Source organism: Serratia sp. SA088 (genome assembly GCF_049065515.1).
Lineage (GTDB): Bacteria > Pseudomonadota > Gammaproteobacteria > Enterobacterales > Enterobacteriaceae > Serratia > Serratia nematodiphila.
This window is the reverse complement of record NZ_JBAKGW010000011.1, coordinates 107,114-127,442: the sequence shown is the minus strand read 5'-3', so window position 1 is coordinate 127,442 and position 20,329 is coordinate 107,114. Positions and strand designations below refer to the sequence as shown.

Genomic DNA, 20,329 nt, shown 5'->3' with positions numbered 1-20,329 from the left:
CGTTTTCGCGCCGGTTGATGTTACCGGGGCCGCATGCCGTCGGCAGGCCAGGCCTATGGGCGCGCTTCGCCGATCCCGCGGCTTTTTCCTTGCGCGTTCAGGATTCTCCCCTGCCGGGCTTTTCTCTTTCCGGCGAGTCAGTTAGCATCGTGACAGAGCTGAGAGAATGAGATGATTTCGTTGAAAAAATGGCGTTTATTCCCCCGTTCGCTGCGGCAATTGGTGCTGCTGGCCTTCCTGTTGGTGCTGCTGCCGCTGTTGGTGCTGGCCTATCAAGCCTACCAGAGCCTGGATCACCTCAGCGCGCAGGCGGCGGACATCAACCGCACCACGCTGGTGGACGCGCGGCGCAGCGAGGCGATGACCAGCGTGGCGCTGGAGATGGAGCGCAGCTATCGTCAGTACTGCGTGCTGGTCGATCCTACGCTGCAGAAGCTGTACCAGAACCAGCGCAAACAGTATTCGCAGATGCTGGACGCCCACGCGCCGATCCTGCCGGACGAACGTTATTACCAAACGCTGCGTCAGTTGCTGACCCAGTTGGCGGCGATCAAATGCCATAACAGCGGGCCGGACCAAGAGGCCTCGGCCCTGCTCGAGTCGTTCTCGCGATCCAATGCCGAAATGGTACAGGCCACGCGCGCGGTGGTGTTTTCACGCGGCCAGCAGCTGCAGCAGGCCATCGCCGAGCGCGGTCAGTTCTTCGGCTGGCAGGCGCTGCTGTTGTTCCTGGTCAGCGTGCTGCTGGTGGTGCTGTTCACCCGCATGATCATCGGGCCGGTCAAGGCCGTGGAACGGATGATCAATCGCCTGGGGGAAGGGCGCGCGCTGGGCAGCACCGCGTCGTTCAAAGGGCCGCGCGAGCTGCGTTCGCTGGCGCAGCGCATCATCTGGCTGAGCGAACGGTTGGCGTGGCTGGAGTCGCAGCGCCACGAGTTCTTGCGCCATATCTCGCACGAGTTGAAAACGCCGCTGGCCAGCATGCGTGAAGGAACCGAACTGCTGGCAGACGAAGTGGCGGGGCCGCTGACCTCCGATCAAAAAGAGGTGGTGGCGATCCTCGACAACAGCAGCCGTCATCTGCAACAGCTGATTGAACAACTGCTGGATTACAACCGCAAACTGGCCGACGGCCCGGCGGAACACGAGAACGTCGAGCTGCGTGAGATGGTCGATTTGGTGGTCGCCGCGCACAGTTTGCCGGCGCGGGCGAAGATGATTTCCACCGAAATCGCCCTGGAGGCGGAAATCTGCTGGGCAGAGCCTACGCTATTAATGCGCGTGCTGGATAATCTCTACTCCAATGCGGTGCACTACGGCAAGGAATCCGGTAACATTTGGATCCGCAGCCGTCAGGTTGGACAACGGGTGCAAATCGACGTCGCCAATACCGGCACGCCGATCCCCGAGGCTGAAAGAGCCATGATTTTCGAGCCTTTTTTCCAGGGTAGTCACCAGCGAAAAGGGGCGGTAAAAGGAAGCGGACTGGGGTTGAGCATCGCTCAGGACTGTATCCGTCGCATGCGCGGTGAGCTGCAACTGGCGACGGTCGCCGGTGCAGACGTCTGCTTCCGCATTGAACTGCCGTTAACCGCCGAGAATGAATAAATAATGTACACATGGTCTAAGCGCCTTCGTCTTTCACAGACCGAACGTTCACCGCGTGCCGTGCACAGAGCGCCGCTCGGCAAACGCCCGATCAGCTGGTTGGGCGCCGTTTTCTTTATGCCGCTGTTGCTGGCGGGCTGCGTCGATCGCGCGGTCAGCGGCGGCCTGAGCGCTCAGCAGCAAGAAGCGATCCCGGATACCAAGGTGATCGATTACCGCACCGCGGCTTGCGATACCCTGTGGCAGTTGGACGACAAGGACGCGCTGGATAACGCGCTCTACTGGCTGCGTGCGATGGACTGCGCCGATCGCATCGGCTCAACCCAGGCGCGCGCGCTGGCGAAAACGGTGCCTGGCGACAGCTGGTCCGGCGTTTTCAAACAGAGCATTCTGCTGGGGAGCGCACAGCCGACCTCCGGCGAACGCCGCCAGATGATCGACAGGATCAACAGCTACCGGATGGAGTTTCCCGGTTCGCTGCGTCCACTGACGCAGCTGTGGCGCCAGCAGCAGATGCTGCAGATCACGCTGTTCGATGAGAAAGCGCGTTATCAGCATCTGCAGGAAAGCAGCGACAGCCAGATCGATTCGCTGCGCCAGAGCCAGGCGCGCTTGCAATCGCAGCTGCAGGACACCTCGCGCAAGCTGGAAAACCTGACCGACATCGAGCGCCAGCTCTCATCGCGCAAGCAGTTGCAAGGGGAAATACCGGACAACGGCACAGGCTCGCAAAAGGGCGAAGCTGCCGGTAAAAACGGCGCGGCCGCGAAAGGGGCTGAGCCGCAGGACGAACCGGAAAAGGGCACTGCGCTGCCGGTTGAACCGGAAGACACCTATACGCCGCACCCTGCCAATAAGGAGTCCCACGCGCAATGACCGCACGCAAACCGGCCAACCTGTTATTGGTTGACGACGATCCCAGCCTGCTGAAGCTGCTGGGCATGCGCCTGACCAGCGAAGGTTTTCACGTCACCACCGCCGAAAGCGGCCAGGAAGCGCTGCGCCTGCTGGCGCGCGAACAGATCGATCTGGTGATCAGCGATCTGCGCATGGATGAGATGGACGGCATGGCGCTGTTCGCCGAGATCCAAAAACATCAGCCGGGCATGCCGGTGATCATTCTCACCGCGCACGGTTCGATTCCCGATGCGGTGGCCGCCACCCAGCAGGGGGTGTTCAGCTTTCTCACCAAACCGGTGGATCGCGATGCGCTGTACAAGGCCATCGACGAGGCGCTCGCGCTGTCGGCCAGCCCGGCCGGCGACGATGCCTGGCGAGAAGACATCGTCACCCGCAGCCCGTTGATGCTGCGCCTGCTGGAGCAGGTGAAAATGGTGGCGCAGTCCGACGTCAGCGTATTGATCAACGGCCAGAGCGGCACCGGTAAAGAGGTGGTGGCGCAGGCGATCCACGCGGCCAGCCCGCGCGCCAGCAAGGCGTTCATCGCCATCAACTGCGGCGCGCTGCCGGAGCAGCTGCTGGAGTCCGAACTGTTCGGCCACGCCAAGGGCGCCTTTACCGGCGCGGTCAGCAGCCGCGAAGGGCTGTTCCAGGCGGCGGCGGGCGGCACGCTGTTCCTCGACGAGATCGGCGATATGCCGCTGTCGCTGCAGGTGAAGCTGCTGCGCGTGCTGCAGGAACGCAAGGTGCGGCCGCTCGGTAGCAATCGCGATCTGGACATTGACGTACGCATCATCTCCGCCACCCACCGCGATCTGCAAAAGGCGATGGCGAAGAACGAGTTCCGCGAGGATCTCTACTACCGCCTCAACGTGGTGAACCTCAAGATCCCGGCGCTCAACGAGCGCGCCGAAGATATCCCGCTGCTGGCCAATCACCTGTTGCGCGAAGCGGCTCAGCGGCACAAGCCGTTCGTGCGCAGCTTCTCGACCGACGCCATGAAGCGGCTGATGACCGCCAGCTGGCCGGGCAACGTGCGTCAGCTGGTCAACGTCATCGAGCAGTGCGTGGCGCTGACCTCGGCACCGGTGATCAGCGAAGCGTTGGTGGAGCAGGCGCTGGAAGGGGAAAATACCGCGCTGCCGACCTTTGCCGAAGCGCGTAACCAGTTCGAGTTGCATTACCTGCGCAAGCTGCTGCAGATCACCAAGGGCAACGTGACCCAGGCCGCGCGCATGGCGGGCCGCAACCGCACCGAGTTTTACAAATTGCTGTCGCGCCACGAGCTGGACGCCAACGATTTTAAAGAATGACAGTTTCCCGCCGGCGCCTGCCACGCAGGTTCTCAACAAATCCGGCGGAATGATTTACACTCCGTTCTCTTTGCCGCGGCGCGCCCCGGCGTAGAGTACCATGGAACGTATTAAGCGGGATCGTACACAAATGAGCAGATCACTTTCCATCGCCCTGGCCCAGTTGAACCTGCTGGTCGGCGACATTGAAGGCAACACCGAACGCATGTTGCAAATCGTGCAGGAGCAGCAGAAGGCGGGAGCCGATCTGGTCATGTTCAGCGAACTGGCGCTGTCCGGCTACCCGCCGGAAGACCTGCTGTACCGCAATGATTTCTATCAGCGCTGCGATGCACAGCTGCTGCGCCTGCAGCAGGCCTCCGCCGAGACGGCGATCCTGGTCGGCCACCCGTGGCGCGAAGGCGACAAGCTGTACAACGCGCTGTCGCTGTTCGCCGAAGGCCGCCTGCTGACCCGCTACTTCAAGCAGCAGCTGCCGAACTACGGCGTGTTCGATGAGAAGCGCTATTTCCACGCCGGCAACGACACCTGCGTGGTGCAATTGAAAGGCTACCGTCTGGGGCTGCTGATCTGCGAAGATCTGTGGTTCCCTGAGCCGATCGACGCCGCCAAGGCGGCCGGCGCGGAGATTATCCTGTCGATCAACGCCTCACCGTATAATCGCGAAAAACCGTATATCCGCAAAACGCTGATGGCCGGCCACTGCCAGCGCACTCAGCTGCCGCTGGTGTACCTCAACCAGGTCGGCGGCCAGGATGAGCTGATCTTCGACGGCTGCTCCAAGGTCTTCGACGCCGCCGGCACCATGACTCACCGTCTGGCGGCCTTCGACGAGCAAGTGACCCGCCTGGAATTCAACGAGCTGGATGTGGTGCCGATGGCCGATCCGGCCGCTGAGCTGCCGCAGCTGGCGCAGGTGTACCAGGCGCTGGTGCTGGCGGTGCGCGACTATGTGACCAAAAATGGCTTTAAAGGCGCGGTGCTGGGGCTGTCCGGCGGCATCGACTCGGCGCTGACGCTGGCGATCGCCGTGGATGCGTTGGGCAAAGACAAGGTGCAGGCGCTGATGATGCCATTCCGCTACACCGCGGATATCAGCATCGCCGACGCCAAGGAAGAGGCGGAAATCCTCGGCGTGGAGTTCGATATCGTCTCCATCGAACCGATGTTCGACGCCTTTATGGGCCAGCTGTCGCCGATGTTCGCCGGCACCGAACGCGACACCACCGAAGAGAACCTGCAGGCGCGTTGCCGCGGGGTGGTGCTGATGGCGCTGTCCAACAAGCGCCGCAGCATCGTGCTGACCACTGGCAACAAGAGCGAAATGGCGGTCGGTTACGCCACGCTGTACGGCGATATGGCCGGCGGTTTCGACGTGCTGAAGGACGTGCCGAAAACGCTGGTGTTCAAGCTGTCTGAATACCGTAACACCGTCTCCTACGTGATCCCGCAGCGGGTGATCGATCGCCCGCCGTCCGCCGAGCTGGCGCCGGATCAGGTCGATCAGGACAGCCTGCCGCCGTACGATATCCTGGATGCGATCCTGGAAGGCTACGTCGAGCGCGACAAGTCGGTCGCCGATCTGGTGGCCGAAGGGTTCGACGAAGCGATCGTGCGCAAGGTGATCCGCCTGGTGGACATCAACGAATACAAGCGGCGTCAGGCCGCCGTCGGGCCGCGCATCACCGCCCGTAACTTCGGCAAAGACCGCCGCTACCCCATCACATCCGGTTTTGGCCGCAAAAATTGGTAAAAGGAAAGAAGATGAAAAAGATCGACGCGATTATCAAGCCGTTCAAACTGGATGACGTCCGCGAAGCGCTGGCCGAAGTGGGCATCACCGGCATGACGGTCACCGAAGTCAAAGGCTTCGGCCGCCAGAAGGGCCACACCGAGCTGTACCGCGGCGCCGAATACATGGTCGATTTTCTGCCTAAGGTGAAGATCGAGATCGTGGTTGCCGACGACATCGTCGACACCTGCGTGGAAACCATTATGCAAACCGCGCAGACCGGCAAGATCGGCGACGGCAAAATCTTCGTCTTCGACGTGGCGCGCGTGGTGCGTATCCGTACCGGCGAGCAGGACGAAGAAGCGATCTGATCCTCCGCAGGTTCATCGGCCATCAGGAGGGCGCAGCATGCTGCGCCCTTGTCATTTCTGCTCCCCGTACATCACACTTCTTCGCCTCGCCGTTTCCCCCATTTTTGCCTGCGGGCATTCTAAAAAAGCGAACGCTATCGCGTTTTTGACACTTTTCCCGATCGCTTCACGGCTGGCGTCTACACTCAACGCAATGTTTTTGCTTGAGGAATCACCCCCATGATGACGTTACGCCAAATCCGCCACTTCATCGCCGTGGCGGAAACCGGGTCGATCTCCGCCGGCGCCCAGGCGGTGTTTGTCTCCCAGTCTTCGCTGACGCTGGCGATCCAGCAGCTGGAAACCGAGATCGGCGTGCGGCTGTTCGATCGCCACGCCAAGGGCATGACGCTGACCCATCAGGGGCACCAATTCTTGCGCCAGTCGTATCTGATCCTGGCGACGGTGGACAACGCCAAGCGCAGCCTGCAGATCGGCACCGAAAGCCTGACCGGCAAGCTGACCATCGGCGTCACCAGCCTGGTGGCCGGTTACTTCCTGGTGGAACTGCTCACGCGCTTTAAATCGGCTTATCCCAATGTCACCGTGCAGGTGGTTGAAGACGAACGCCCGTACATCGAGCATCTGCTGGTCAGCGGCGAGATCGACATCGGCGTGCTGATCTTGTCGAACATCGAGGACCGCGACGCGCTGCAGACCGAGGTGCTGATGCACTCGCCGTATCGCCTGTGGCTGCCGCCGCTGCACCCGCTGCTGGAGCACGAGAGCATCAGCCTGGCGGACGTGGCCAAACAGCCGCTGATCCAGCTCAACGCCGATGAAATGGACGTGCACGCGCGGCGCATCTGGGCGCGCGCCGGGCTGAAGCCGGAGATCGCCATGAAGACCGCCTCGACCGAGGCGGTGCGCAGCCTGGTGGCGGCGGGGATGGGAGTCTCCATCCAGCCGGATATGGCGTACCGCGCCTGGTCGCTGGAGGGCAACATGATCGAGGCGCGCAAGCTGGACGATCTGCTGGAGCCGCTGGATATCGGGTTGGCATGGCGGCGCGGCAGCGCGCGGCCGGAGCTGGTGACGCCGTTCCTCACCATCGCGCGCGAGAACGGCAGCAAACATGCCGCCGGGCTTAAGCATTCGATTTAATCGAACGCGTCGTTCAGTATTTAGAATTTGTTGCCCGCCAGAGGCTCGCTTAGGCTGATTAAAACTAACTTATTCACATTTGGTTAACGTTTTTGTCACTTAGGGGCGTCAGGCGATGGCGGATGTGCAGGTTCTCTCAGGTTTGTCCTGTCAGCAGTTCATTAACGGTCAGCTTATCGACGGCGAAGGCCAGCAGGAGTGCATCGTCAATCCGGCCAACGGCGAGACGCTGATCGCCCTGACCGAAGCCTCTGCGGCACAGGTCGGCAGCGCGGTGAAAGCCGCGCAGCAGGCGTTTGGCCATTGGTCGCGCACTACGCCGGCCCAGCGCGCCACGCTGTTGCTGCGTATCGCCGACGCCATTGAGCGGCAGGCGCCGCAGCTGGCGCAGCTGGAGGCCCTCAACTGCGGCAAACCGCTGCATCAGGCGCTCAATGACGATCTGCCGGCGGCGGTCGACGTGTTCCGCTTCTTTGCCGGCGCGGTGCGCACGCAGCAAGGGCAACTGGCCGGTGAGTATGTGCCGGGCCACACCTCGATGATCCGCCGCGATCCCATTGGCGTGGTGGCCTCGATCGCCCCCTGGAACTATCCGCTGATGATGGCGGCGTGGAAGATCGCGCCGGCGTTGGCGGCGGGCAATACCGTGGTGTTTAAACCCTCCGAACATACGCCGCTGACCATTCTGGCGCTGGTGCCTGCGCTGCAAGAGATCCTGCCGCCGGGCGTGCTGAACATCGTCTATGGCGGCGGTGAAGGGGTCGGCAGCCAGCTGGTGGGGCACCCGCAGGTGCGGCTGGTGTCGGTCACCGGCGATATCGTCACCGGGCAAAAAATCCTCCAGGCGGCGGCTAAAAGCGTCAAGCGCACCCATCTGGAGCTGGGGGGCAAGGCGCCGGTGATCGTTTGCGACGACGCCGATCTCGACGAGGTGGTCAACGGCATTCGCACCTACGGCTATTACAACGCCGGCCAGGACTGCACCGCCGCCTGCCGCATCTACGCGCAGGCCGGCATCTATCCCAAACTGGTGGACGCGCTGGGCGAAGCGGTCGCCAGCCTGCGCTTCGCCCGCAAGCGCGATCAGGACAACGAGATCGGCCCGTTGATAAGTGCCCGCCAGCGCGATCGCGTCGCCAGTTTTGTCGAGCGGGCGCTCAGCCAACCGCATATCGAATTGATCACCGGCGCCGCGGCGCACTCCGGGCCGGGGTTCTACTACCAGCCGACCTTGCTGGCGGGTTGCCTGCAAAGCGACGAGATCGTGCAGCGCGAGGTGTTCGGCCCGGTGGTCAGCGTCACGCGCTTCGAACACCTGGAGCAGGCGGTCGCGTGGGCCAATGACTCGGAATACGGGCTGGCCTCGTCGGTGTGGACGCAAAATATCGATCGGGCGCTGCACATTGCCGCCCATCTGCAGTACGGCAGCACCTGGATCAACACTCATTTCACCTTGGCGAGCGAAATGCCGCACGGCGGCCTGAAACGCTCCGGCTACGGCAAGGATCTGTCCAGCGATTCGCTGCAGGATTACAGCGTTGTCAGGCACGTTATGGCGAAGTTCAAAGCCGGCTTCTAACGGTTATATCAAGAAAAATCAGGCGGCAGCCGTTCCCTGCCGCACACCGATAAGCAACACAGGGGTAATTACGATGGGAAAAACTACCGCAGTCACCACCACCGTCTCCGCGCTCTGTCTCACCGTGCTGTGCGGCCTGGCCCAGGCGGCCGATCTGCCGCAGTCGTTGGGCAAAGGCGAAGGCCGGCTGGACATCATCGCCTGGCCCGGCTACATCGAACGCGGCCAGTCCGACAAAAACTACGACTGGGTCACCCAGTTTGAGAAGCAAACCGGCTGTGCGGTGAACGTGAAGACCGCCGCCACCTCCGATGAAATGGTCAGCCTGATGGCCAAGGGCGGCTACGATCTGGTGACCGCCTCCGGCGACGCCTCGCTGCGCCTGATCTTCGGCAAACGGGTGCAGCCGATCAACACCGCGCTGATCCCGAACTGGAAGAACATCGATCCGCGCCTGCTGAACGGCGCCTGGTACACCGTGGACGGCAAAACCTACGGCACGCCGTACCAGTGGGGGCCGAACCTGCTGATGTACAACACCAAAACCTTCCCGACGCCGCCGGACAGCTGGGCGGTGATCTTCCAGCAGCAGAACCTGCCGGACGGCAAGAGCAACCAGGGCCGGGTGCAGGCTTACGACGGCCCGATCTACATCGCCGACGCGGCGCTGTTCCTGAAGGCCACCCAGCCGCAGCTCGGCATCAGCGATCCTTACCAGCTCAACGAAGAGCAGTATCAGGCGGCGCTGAAGCTGCTGCGCAGCCAGCACGCGCTGATCCACCGCTACTGGCACGATACCTCGGTGCAGATGAGCGACTTTAAAAACGAAGGCGTGGTGGCCTCCAGCGCCTGGCCGTATCAGGCCAACGCCCTGAAGGGCGAAGGGCAGCCGATCGCCACCGTGTTCCCGAAAGAGGGCGTGACCGGCTGGGCGGACACCACCATGCTGCATGCCGACGCCAAACACCCGAGCTGCGCCTACCAGTGGATGAACTGGTCGCTGGAGCCGAAGGTGCAGGGTGACGTGGCGGCCTGGTTCGGGTCGGTGCCGGCTTCACCGGCGGGCTGCAAGGCCAGCGCGCTGCTGGGTGAGAAGGGTTGCGAAACCAACGGTTTCAACCAGTTCGACAAAATCGCCTTCTGGAAAACGCCGCAGGCGCAGGGCGGCAAGTTCGTGCCGTACAGCCGCTGGACCCAGGATTACATCGCCATCATGGGCGGCCGCTAAGCCGCGGGGCGCAGCCCGCTGCGCCCGAATTACATCCGTATGGAGCACAGAAAATGACCATTGCCGTGCAATTCATCGATGTTTCGCGGACTTTCGGCGATGTTCGCGCCGTGGATCGGGTATCCATCGATATTCAGGACGGGGAATTCTTCTCCATGCTCGGGCCGTCCGGCTCGGGCAAAACCACCTGCCTGCGCCTGATCGCCGGCTTTGAACAGCTCACTTCCGGCTCTATTCGCATTCACGGCCAGGAAGCCGCCAACCTGCCGCCGTATCAGCGCGACGTGAATACCGTGTTTCAGGATTACGCGCTGTTTCCGCACATGTCGGTGCTGGAAAACGTCGCCTACGGCCTGATGGTGAAGGGCGTCGCCAAACGCGAGCGGCTGGCGCGGGCGCAAGAGGCGCTGGAGAGCGTGGCGCTCGGTTTCGTCGCCGAACGCAAGCCGGCGCACCTGTCGGGCGGCCAGCGGCAGCGCGTGGCGCTGGCGCGCGCGCTGGTCAACCGGCCACGGGTGCTGCTGCTGGACGAACCGCTCGGCGCGCTGGATCTCAAGCTGCGCGAGCAGATGCAGGGCGAACTGAAGAAGCTGCAGCGCCAGCTGGGCATCACCTTTATCTTCGTCACCCACGATCAAAGCGAAGCGCTGTCGATGTCCGATCGGGTGGCGGTATTCAATAACGGCCGCATCGAGCAGGTGGATACGCCGCGCGAGCTTTACATGCGGCCGAAGACGCCGTTCGTCGCCGAGTTCGTCGGCACCTCCAACGTGGTGCGCAGCGAGCTGGCGCAGCGCCTGCTCGGCGAAAGCCGAACCTTCTCGATCCGGCCGGAGCATATTCGCCTGCTGGAGCAAGGCGGCGCGGCGCAGGACGAAATCCAGGTGCAGGGCACGCTGCAGGAAATCCACTACCAGGGCGCGGCCACGCGCTATGAGATCGCGCTGAACGGCGGCGAAAAGCTGCTGGTCAGCCAGGCCAATCCACAGTGGATCGCCGCAGGGCAACAGCGTCAGATCGGCCAGCCGATCGTCGCCTGCTGGCCGCGCGCGGCGATGGTGCCGCTGCTGGAGGAGAGGTGAGATGGACATGAGCATCGATTCCCCCCCGGCGCGCGGCGGTAGCGTGCGCGCGCTGTCGACCTGGCTCTATCGCCGGCCGACGCTGTATCTGCTGTTACTGCTGGTGCCGCCGCTGCTGTGGTTCGGCGCGGTGTACCTCGGCTCGCTGCTGACGCTGCTGTGGCAGGGGTTCTACACCTTCGACGATTTCACCATGGCGGTGACGCCGGATCTGACCTTCGCCAACCTGGCGGCGCTGTTCAACCCGGCCAACTACGACATCATCCTGCGCACGCTGACCATGGCGGTGCTGGTGTCGCTGGCCAGCGCGGTACTGGCGTTCCCGATCGCCTATTACATGGCGCGTTATACCAGCGGCCGCGTCAAGGCGTTCTTTTACATCGCGGTGATGATGCCGATGTGGGCCAGCTATATCGTCAAAGCCTATGCCTGGACCCTGCTGCTGGCGAAAGACGGCGTGGCGCAGTGGTTTCTGCAGCACCTGGGGCTGGAGCCGCTGTTGGCTTCGCTGCTGACGGTGCCCGGCATCGGCGGCAACACGCTGTCGACCTCGGGGCTGGGGCGTTTTCTGGTGTTCGTTTATATCTGGCTGCCGTTCATGATCCTGCCGATCCAGGCGGCGCTGGAGCGCCTGCCGCCCTCGCTGCTGCACGCTTCGGCGGATCTGGGCGCCCGGCCGGCGCAGACCTTCCGCCACGTCATTTTGCCGCTGGCGGTGCCGGGCATCGCCGCCGGGTCGATCTTCACCTTTTCGCTGACGCTGGGCGACTTTATCGTGCCGCAGCTGGTGGGGCCGCCGGGCTATTTCATCGGCAGCATGGTCTATGCCCAGCAGGGCGCGATCGGCAATATGCCGATGGCCGCGGCCTTTACGCTGGTGCCGATCGTCCTGATCGCCATCTACCTTTCCATCGTCAAACGTCTGGGGGCTTTCGATGCACTCTGAACGCGCGCCCTTAGGGCTGAAGCTGGCCGCCTGGGGCGGACTTGTCTTCCTGCATTTCCCGTTGGCGATCATCGCCATTTACGCCTTCAACACCGAAGACGCGGCCTTCAGCTTCCCGCCGAAGGGCTTTACGCTGCACTGGTTCAACGTCGCCGCCGGGCGGCAGGACATCCTCGATGCGGTGCTGCTGTCGGCGCAGATCGCCTGCCTGGCGACCGCCATCGCGCTGGTGCTCGGCACCCTGGCGGCGGCGGCGCTGTATCGGCGCGATTTCTTCGGCAAAGACAGCATTTCGCTGCTGCTGCTGCTGCCGATCGCGCTGCCGGGGATCGTCACCGGCCTGGCGCTGCTGGCGGCGTTCAAGGCGCTGAACATCGAGCCGGGCATCCTGACCATCGTCGTCGGCCATGCGACGTTCTGCGTGGTGATCGTGTTCAACAACGTCATCGCCCGATTCCGCCGCACCTCGTACAGCCTGATCGAGGCTTCGATGGATCTCGGCGCCGACGGCTGGCAAACCTTCCGTTACGTGATCTTGCCGAACCTCGGCTCGGCGCTGCTGGCCGGCGGCATGCTGGCGTTCGCGCTGTCGTTCGATGAAATCATCGTGACCACCTTTACCGCCGGCCACGAGCGCACGCTGCCGCTGTGGCTGCTGAACCAGCTCGGTCGCCCGCGCGACGTGCCGATCACCAACGTGGTGGCGCTGTCGGTGATGCTGTTGACCATGCTGCCGATCCTCGGCGCTTACTACCTGACCAAAGGTGGGGAAAGCGTCGCCGGCAGCGGCAAATAATTTCCTTACCCGACCTCTGACAAAAGGATAACCCTATGCAAAGCCAACTGTTGATTGACGGCCAACTGGTGAATGGCCAGGGCGCGACCCAGCCGGTGTATAACCCGGCGACCGGCGAAGTGATCGCGCAGGTGGCGGAGGCCAGCCCGGAGCAGGTCGATCGTGCGGTGCTGGCGGCGGACGCCGCGTTCGCCGCCTGGGGGCAAACCACGCCGAAGGAGCGCGCCGAGCATCTGCTCAAGCTGGCGGATCTGATCGACGAGCATGCCGAGACCTTCGCTAGGCTGGAGTCGCTCAACTGCGGCAAGCCTTATCACTGCGTGCTGAACGACGAGCTGCCGGCGGTGGCCGACGTATTTCGCTTCTTCGCCGGCGCCAGCCGCTGCCTGACCGGCATGGCGGCCGGTGAGTATCTGGCCGGGCACACCTCGATGATCCGCCGCGATCCGCTCGGCGTGGTGGCCTCGATCGCGCCGTGGAACTACCCGCTGATGATGGCGGCCTGGAAACTGGCGCCGGCCTTGGCGGCGGGCAACTGCGTGGTGATCAAGCCTTCGGAGCAGACGCCGCTGACCACCTTCAAATTGGCCGAACTGGCCGCCGGGCTGTTCCCGCCGGGCGTGCTCAACGTGCTGTTCGGGCGCGGCGCCAGCGTCGGCGATCGGCTGACCGGGCATGACAAGGTGCGCATGGTGTCGCTGACCGGGTCGATCGCCACCGGTGAGCACATCATCGCACACACCGCCGCCGGCATTAAGCGCACCCATATGGAGCTGGGCGGCAAGGCGCCGGTGCTGGTGTTCGACGACGCCGATCTGCAGCAGGTGGTGGACGGCATTCGCGGCTTCGGGTTCTACAACGCCGGCCAGGATTGCACCGCCGCCTGCCGCATCTACGCGCAGAAAAGCATTTATCCCGAGCTGGTGAAGCGGCTGGGCGAGGCGGTGGCCAGCCTGAAGATCGGCGCGCCGGACGACGAGAGCACCGAGCTGGGGCCGTTGATTACCGCCCAGCATCTGGAGCGGGTGGCCGGTTTTGTCGAGCGAGCCAAAGCGTTGCCGCATGTGCAGGTGGTCACCGGCGGCGAGAAGGTGAAGGGGCCGGGATACTATTTCCAGCCGACGCTGCTGGCCGGCGCGCGCCAGGACGATGAGATCGTGCAGCGCGAAGTGTTCGGCCCGGTGGTGACGGTGACGCCGTTTGACGACGAAGAGCAGGTACTGGCCTGGGCGAACGAATCCAACTACGGATTGGCCTCGTCCGTGTGGACCCGCGACGTGGGCCGCGCGCATCGCTTAAGCGCCCGCCTGCAATACGGCTGCACCTGGGTGAACACCCACTTCATGCTGGTAAGCGAGATGCCGCACGGCGGCCAGAAACTGTCCGGCTACGGCAAGGATATGTCGATGTACGGGCTGGAGGATTACACGGCCATTCGTCATGTGATGTTCAAACATTGATTTTACAATAATTATCCGCACAATAGCGCGGCCTTTGGGCCGGCCCCGGCCGGCCGATGATAATAAAAATTGAAAGGAAGCCTATATGGGTATCACCAGACGCGATTTTCTCAACGGGGTGGCGATCACCATCGCCGCCGGGTTGACGCCGCTGCAAATCCTGCGCGCGTCGCCGCAAACCGCCAATCAAACCCTGTACTACCCGCCGGCGCTGACCGGGCTGCGGGGTAACCATCCGGGCTCGTTCGAGCATGCGCACCAGCTGGGGCGCGACGGCAAAACCTTTGATTTCGGCAGCGTGCCCGCCGTTGAAGAGTTCGATCTGGTGGTGGTGGGCGCCGGCATCAGCGGGCTGGCGGCCGCCTGTTTCTGGCAGCAGCTGAAGGGCGAGCAGCAGCGCATTCTTTTGATCGACAACCACGACGACTTCGGCGGCCACGCCAAGCGCAACGAGTTCAACAGCGACGACGGCATGCTGCTCGGCTACGGCGGCAGCGAATCGCTGCAGTCGCCGCGCTCCAACTTCAGCCCGGTGGCGATGGGGCTGCTGCGCAAGCTCGGCGTCGATATCGACCAACTGGAACAGGCTTTCGACACCACCTTCTACCCGGATTTGAATTTGAGCCGCGGCGTTTACTTCGATCGCAAGAACTTCGGCGTCGACAAGGTGGTGAGCGGCGATCCGGGCCGCACGGTGGCGGACGACATCCCGCGCGATCGCCTCAACGGCCGCTCTTATGAAGCGTTCATCGGCGATTTCCCGCTGCCGGAAAGCGATCGCCAGGCGCTGATCGCGTTGCACACGGTGGAGAAGGATTATCTGCCGGAGATGACGCTGGAGCAGAAGGTCGAATGGCTCGACACCCACAGCTACACCCAGTTCCTGCGCGAGAAGGTGGGCCTGAGCGAGCTGGCGATCCGGTATTTCCAGCAGACCACCAACGATTTCCAGGCGGTGGGCATCGATGGCACCTCGTGCAGCGATGCGCGCATTTGCGATCTGCCGGGCCTGAACGGCATGAATCTGCCGCCGCTGGACGAAGAGTCGCAGGCGGATCTCGACGATCCTTACGTGTTCCACTTCCCGGACGGCAACGCCACGCTGGCGCGCCTGATGGTGCGCCAGCTGATCCCGGCGGTGGCGCCGGCCGGCAAGGACATGAACGATGTGGTGCTGGCTAAATTCGACTACAGCCAGCTCGATCGGCCGGAGTCGCCGGTGAAGCTGCGTTTGAACAGCACCGGACTGCACGCGGCCAACATCGGCGACAAGGTGGAAGTCACCTACATGACCGGCGAGAAGATGACCAAAGTACGCGCCGGGCAGGTGGTGATGGCCGGCTACAACATGATGATCCCGTATCTGGTGCCGGAGATGGCGCACCAGCAGCAGGAGGCGCTGAAGCAGAACGTCAAGGCGCCGCTGGTGTACAGCAAGGTGGTGATCCGCAACTGGCAGCCGTTCATCAAGCTGGGCGTGCACGAGGTCTATTCGCCGGCCGCGCCGTACAGCCGCGTGAAGCTGGACTATCCGGTGAGCATGGGCGGCTATCAGCACCCGCGCGATCCGGATCGGCCGATCGGCCTGCATATGGTGTATGTGCCGACGCTGCCGGGCAGCGGCCTTAGCACGCGCGAACAGTCGCGCAAAGGGCGCGCGCTGCTGCTGGGCACGCCGTTCGAAGTGCACGAACAGATGATCCGCGAACAGCTGCAGGGCATGCTGGGCGAGGCCGGTTTCGATCATCAGCGCGACATTCAGGCGATCACCGTCAACCGCTGGTCGCACGGTTACTCCTACTTCCTCAACGGGCTGTTTGACGACGAAGACGAAGCCAAGAAAATCATCGAAACGGCGCGGCAGCCGATCGGCAAGATCGCTATCGCCAACTCCGATGCCGACTGGAGCCCGTACGCCAACTCGGCGATCGATCAGGCGTGGCGCGCGGTTAACGAACTGGCCTACGGCAAGGTTGCCGCCAAGGAGGGAGCATGAGTCTGCGTTCGCTGTACCTGTTGAGCCTGTTGGCCGCCGGCGGCTCGGCCCAGGCGATGTCGGCCGGGGAATACGTCGCCAAAGCCGGTGACTGCACCGCCTGCCATACCGCGCCGGGCGGCGCCGAATTGGCGGGCGGCATGAAGTTCCCGACGCCGCTCGGGGTTATCTACGCCACCAACATCACGCCGGACAAGCTGCACGGCATCGGCGCTTACTCGTTCGAAGAGTTCGATCGCGCCATGCGTCAGGGGATCGCCAAAGACGGTCACCGGCTTTATCCGGCGATGCCGTACACCTCGTACGCCAAAATGAGCACGGAAGACATGCGCGCGCTGTATGACTATCTGATGAACGAGGTGCCGGCGCAGAACGTCGCCAACCGCGACAGCGATATCACTTGGCCGCTGTCGATGCGCTGGCCGCTGGCGGTGTGGAATCAGCTGTTCCACGACGACCAGCCGTATCAGGCGGATCCGCAGCAAAGCGCCGAGTGGAACCGCGGCGCCTATCTGGTGCAAGGCGCAGGCCATTGCGGCAGCTGCCACACGCCGCGCGGCTGGGCGATGCAGGAGAAGGGCCTGGACGGCAAGGAACCGGTGTTCCTGAGCGGCGCCGAGCTGGACGGCTGGTACGCCTCCAATCTGCGTGGCCTGCCGCCGGAAGAGGTGACGGCGCTGCTGAAAACCGGCCGCAGCCGCCATGCGGCGGTCGCCGGGCCAATGAGCGAGGTGGTGACCCACAGCACGCAGTACCTCAGCGACGGCGATCTGAACGCCATCGCGGTGTACCTGCGCAGCCTGGCGCCGGACACCGCCGCCAAACCTGCCTCATCTGCTGCGCAGGCGGATAATTCGGGCGGCAAGGCGACCTATGCGATGTACTGCTCGACCTGTCACGGCAATAAAGGGGAGGGCACCGACTTCGCCATTCCGGCGCTGGCGGGCAATGCCACGGTAACGGCGGATAATCCGCTGACCGCGCTGCGGGTGGTGCTGGAAGGGGCGCATACGCCGATCACGCAACGGGCGATGGCGTTCGACATGCCGGCTTATGGCTGGGCGTTGAACGATCGTCAAGCGGCCGATCTGATGAGCTATCTGCGGGGAAGCTGGGGCAACCAGGCGGCGCCGGTGACGGTGCAGCAGGTGCAGGACGCGCGCCAACTGCAGGAGAAATGAAGGGGGAGCGCGGTCTGACGGCCGCGCTCCGCACGCATTACAGCACCTTATGCGGGCCGAAGCATTCGTAGTGGATGCGTTCGGCCTCTACGCCCATCTCCAACAGCTGTTTGCCCACGAACTGCATGAAGGCCACCGGGCCGCAGAAGTAATAGTGCATTTGCGGATCGGCCAGGCTGCCTTGCAGCGCGCTCAAATCCATCAATCCGCGGCTGTGGTAGTCGCGGCCTTCCACGTCATCGGCGCCCGGCTCGCGGTACCACACATGGCGGCTCAGATTCGGCATGCGCCCGGCAATATCCGCCACTTCCTCGGCAAAGGCGTGCACGCTGCCGTTTTCCGCCGCGTGCAGCCAGTGGACCTGCGCCTGATGTTGGCTGTCGTGCAGGCTGTTGAGCATGCCGAGCATTGGGGTTTGGCCGACGCCGGCGGAGATCAGCGCCACCGGCGTGGTCGGCGTCACGTCGAGGAAGAAGTCGCCGTGCGGCGGGGCGATGTCGATCACGTCGCCTTCCTGCGCCTGCTGGTGCAGGTAGTTGGACACTTTACCCTGATCTTCACGCTTCACCGCGATGCGGTAGAACTCGCCGTTCGGCGAGGTGGTCAGCGAGTACTGGCGAATTTCCTGATGTTCCAGACTGTCGTGCTTGATGTAGACCGCCAGGTATTGCCCCGGTTTGAAGTCCGCCACCCGGCCGCCGTCCACCGGCGCCAGCACGAAGCTGCAGATCACGTCGCTCTGCGGCTGCTTCTTCAGAATGCGGAATGCGCGCAGATCGCGCCAGCCGCCGTTGTCGGTTTCGCTCTGCTGATAAATCTGCTCTTCACGCTGAATAAACACGTTGGCCAGCACGCCGTAGGCTTTGCCCCAGGCGTCCAACACTTCCTGACCCGGGCTGAACATTTCGTCCAGCGTCGCCAGCAGGTGGCCGCCGACGATGTTGTACTGCTCCGGCTGGATATTGAAGCTGGTGTGCTTCTGCGCGATGCGCTCCACCGCCGGCAGCAGCGCCGCCAGGTTCTCGATGTTGGCGGCATAGGCGCAGATGGCGTCGAACAGCGCCTGACGCTGATCGCCGTTGCGCTGATTGCTCATATTGAAAATGTCTTTCAATTCCGGGTTGTGGGCGAACATGCGATCGTAAAAGTGGGCGGTCAGCTTCGGCCCGGTTGCTGCCAGCAGGGGGATGGTGGATTTCACGGTGGCGATGGTTTGGCTATCCAGCATGGGAGCGCTCCTTGGGTTGGGATCTTGACGAGAATTTTAATGATGTATTTTAAATGCATCTTATTGGGTTCCACGCCGCTTGTAAATACCCTTGTTTTCGTTGCGGTGTTCTTCCGGCGTCGATCGCGCTCACAGAACATGAAAAAAGCGCATTGTTCGCATGAGGAAATGTCCGTTGATAAACGGCAGCGTTTCGCGGATCAAAGCCTTGCGCCGCCTTATGCCAATCGTTTGCGTAAAAACCTCTGTCAAGACCTATCTTCGGTAGGGCGAAACGGTTTACACTGTGGCCCAGACCCCAAACGGGTAGTTATTTGGTGATTTTTTAGTTAGCTGATTTAAGTCAGGAGATGCCGGATGTTAAAGCGTGAAATGAACATTGCCGATTACGATGCGGAACTGTGGCGTGCCATGGAGCAGGAAGTGGTGCGTCAGGAAGAGCACATCGAGCTGATCGCGTCTGAGAACTACACCAGCCCGCGCGTAATGCAGGCTCAGGGTTCCCAGCTGACCAACAAATACGCTGAAGGCTATCCGGGCAAGCGTTACTACGGCGGCTGCGAATACGTGGATATCGTTGAGCAGTTGGCTATCGACCGCGCCAAAGAATTGTTCGGCGCCGATTACGCCAACGTGCAGCCGCACTCCGGCTCCCAGGCTAACTTCGCCGTTTACACCGCGCTGCTGCAGCCGGGCGACACCATTCTGGGCATGAACCTGGCGCACGGCGGCCACCTGACCCACGGTTCCCCGGTTAACCTGTCCGGCAAACTGTATAACGTGGTGCCTTACGGCATCGACGACAAAGGTCAAATCGACTATGACGATCTGGCCAAGCAGGCGCAAACCCACAAGCCGAAAATGATCATCGGCGGCTTCTCCGCCTACTCCGGCGTGGTTGACTGGGCCAAAATGCGCGAAATCGCCGACAGCATCGGCGCTTATCTGTTCGTCGACATGGCGCACGTGGCCGGCCTGATCGCCGCCGGCGTGTACCCGAACCCGGTGCCGCACGCGCACATCGTCACCACTACCACCCACAAAACCCTGGCGGGCCCGCGCGGCGGCCTGATCCTGGCGAAGGGCGGCGACGAAGAGCTGTACAAGAAGCTGAACTCCGCCGTGTTCCCTGGCGGCCAGGGCGGCCCGCTGATGCACGTGATCGCCGGCAAGGCGGTGGCGCTGAAAGAAGCGATGGAGCCTGAGTTCAAGGTTTACCAGCAGCAAGTGGCGGTCAACGCCAAGGCGATGGTGGAAGTGTTCCTGCAGCGCGGCTACAAAGTGGTCTCCGGCGGCACCCATAACCACCTGTTCCTGCTGGATCTGGTCGACAAAAACCTGACCGGTAAAGAAGCTGACGCCGCCCTGGGCCGCGCCAACATCACCGTCAACAAAAACAGCGTGCCGAACGATCCGAAGAGCCCGTTCGTCACCTCCGGCGTGCGTATCGGCACCCCGGCCGTGACCCGTCGCGGCTTCAAAGAAGCCGACGTGCGCGAACTGGCCGGTTGGATCTGTGATGTGCTGGACAACATCAACGATGAAGCCACCATCGAACGCACCAAGAAGAAAGTGCTGGATATCTGCGCCCGCCTGCCGGTTTACGCCTAATCCCGCTTTCGCCTGACAAAACCCGCTGCGGCGGGTTTTTTTATGGCCGCTTGCGGCAAACTGTGAGCTGTCTGGCACTCTAACGCATTGAAGTGGAATGAAGATTGCGGGCCGGTGTGAGCTCTGTCAAAGTATTGCCCTCACACCGGAGGGAT

General features: G+C 62.8%; 16 protein-coding genes. 15 read left to right on the top strand and 1 reads right to left on the bottom strand.

All coding sequences use genetic code 11. The annotated features are described in order from the left end of the window. The first annotated feature begins 171 nt into the window (after positions 1–171). From ACOWVD_RS22695 to ACOWVD_RS22630, 14 genes are all read left to right on the top strand, one after another. A complete protein-coding gene (locus tag ACOWVD_RS22695) occupies positions 172–1,608 on the top strand; it encodes a sensor histidine kinase (RefSeq protein WP_004941357.1) in 1,437 nt (478 codons plus the stop codon). 3 nt (positions 1,609–1,611) lie between these two features. Further along, entirely contained in the window at positions 1,612–2,484 is an 873-nt protein-coding gene (gene qseG / locus ACOWVD_RS22690; RefSeq protein WP_053091219.1) for a two-component system QseEF-associated lipoprotein QseG, read from the top strand. Continuing rightward, complete coding sequence (glrR, locus tag ACOWVD_RS22685; protein WP_004941361.1) at positions 2,481–3,821, top strand: two-component system response regulator GlrR; 1,341 nt, start codon at positions 2,481–2,483, stop codon at positions 3,819–3,821. Before qseG ends, glrR begins: the two co-directional genes overlap by 4 nt. 130 nt (positions 3,822–3,951) lie before the next feature. Then, on the top strand, positions 3,952–5,574 hold the full coding sequence (locus ACOWVD_RS22680) for an NAD+ synthase (RefSeq protein WP_049242185.1): 1,623 nt from the start codon (positions 3,952–3,954) through the stop codon (positions 5,572–5,574). Positions 5,575–5,585: 11 nt separating this feature from the next. Further along, the gene (gene glnB / locus ACOWVD_RS22675; RefSeq protein ID WP_004847623.1) at positions 5,586–5,924 is read left to right on the top strand and encodes a nitrogen regulatory protein P-II; all 339 of its coding nucleotides are present in this window, start codon (positions 5,586–5,588) and stop codon (positions 5,922–5,924) included. A 219-nt stretch (positions 5,925–6,143) separates the two neighbouring features. Next, on the top strand, positions 6,144–7,067 hold the full coding sequence (locus ACOWVD_RS22670) for a LysR substrate-binding domain-containing protein (RefSeq protein WP_015378793.1): 924 nt from the start codon (positions 6,144–6,146) through the stop codon (positions 7,065–7,067). A 115-nt stretch (positions 7,068–7,182) separates the two neighbouring features. Continuing rightward, positions 7,183–8,646 (top strand): gamma-aminobutyraldehyde dehydrogenase, encoded by a 1,464-nt coding sequence (locus ACOWVD_RS22665; protein ID WP_033639607.1) that lies wholly within the window; start codon positions 7,183–7,185, stop codon positions 8,644–8,646. Between the two features lie 73 nt (positions 8,647–8,719). Continuing rightward, positions 8,720–9,874, top strand: a complete 1,155-nt coding sequence (gene ydcS / locus ACOWVD_RS22660) for a putative ABC transporter substrate-binding protein YdcS (RefSeq protein WP_019452335.1) — start codon at positions 8,720–8,722, stop codon at positions 9,872–9,874. A gap of 53 nt (positions 9,875–9,927) precedes the next feature. Further along, entirely contained in the window at positions 9,928–10,956 is a 1,029-nt protein-coding gene (locus ACOWVD_RS22655; RefSeq protein WP_019452336.1) for an ABC transporter ATP-binding protein, read from the top strand. Position 10,957: 1 nt separating this feature from the next. Continuing rightward, positions 10,958–11,902 carry an ABC transporter permease gene (locus ACOWVD_RS22650; protein WP_015378789.1) on the top strand — a complete coding sequence of 315 codons (945 nt, stop codon included), beginning with the start codon at positions 10,958–10,960 and terminating at the stop codon, positions 11,900–11,902. Further along, on the top strand, positions 11,892–12,698 hold the full coding sequence (locus ACOWVD_RS22645; protein WP_004941378.1) for an ABC transporter permease: 807 nt from the start codon (positions 11,892–11,894) through the stop codon (positions 12,696–12,698). Before ACOWVD_RS22650 ends, ACOWVD_RS22645 begins: the two co-directional genes overlap by 11 nt. A gap of 35 nt (positions 12,699–12,733) precedes the next feature. After that, positions 12,734–14,158, top strand: a complete 1,425-nt coding sequence (patD, locus tag ACOWVD_RS22640) for an aminobutyraldehyde dehydrogenase (RefSeq protein ID WP_049186757.1) — start codon at positions 12,734–12,736, stop codon at positions 14,156–14,158. 85 nt (positions 14,159–14,243) lie between these two features. After that, the gene (locus ACOWVD_RS22635; RefSeq protein ID WP_197763919.1) at positions 14,244–16,154 is read left to right on the top strand and encodes an NAD(P)/FAD-dependent oxidoreductase; all 1,911 of its coding nucleotides are present in this window, start codon (positions 14,244–14,246) and stop codon (positions 16,152–16,154) included. After that, positions 16,151–17,335 (top strand): c-type cytochrome, encoded by a 1,185-nt coding sequence (locus ACOWVD_RS22630; protein ID WP_197799213.1) that lies wholly within the window; start codon positions 16,151–16,153, stop codon positions 17,333–17,335. Before ACOWVD_RS22635 ends, ACOWVD_RS22630 begins: the two co-directional genes overlap by 4 nt. A gap of 37 nt (positions 17,336–17,372) precedes the next feature. On the opposite strand, the gene hmpA is transcribed toward ACOWVD_RS22630, so the two are convergent. Further along, positions 17,373–18,563, bottom strand: coding sequence for an NO-inducible flavohemoprotein (hmpA, locus tag ACOWVD_RS22625; protein WP_049242175.1), 1,191 nt, complete (start codon positions 18,561–18,563; stop codon positions 17,373–17,375). A 357-nt stretch (positions 18,564–18,920) separates the two neighbouring features. Between hmpA and glyA the strand changes: the two genes are divergently transcribed. After that, positions 18,921–20,174: a serine hydroxymethyltransferase gene (gene glyA, locus ACOWVD_RS22620; protein ID WP_004941389.1), complete on the top strand. Its 1,254-nt coding sequence runs from the start codon at positions 18,921–18,923 to the stop codon at positions 20,172–20,174. Positions 20,175–20,329 lie beyond the last annotated feature (155 nt).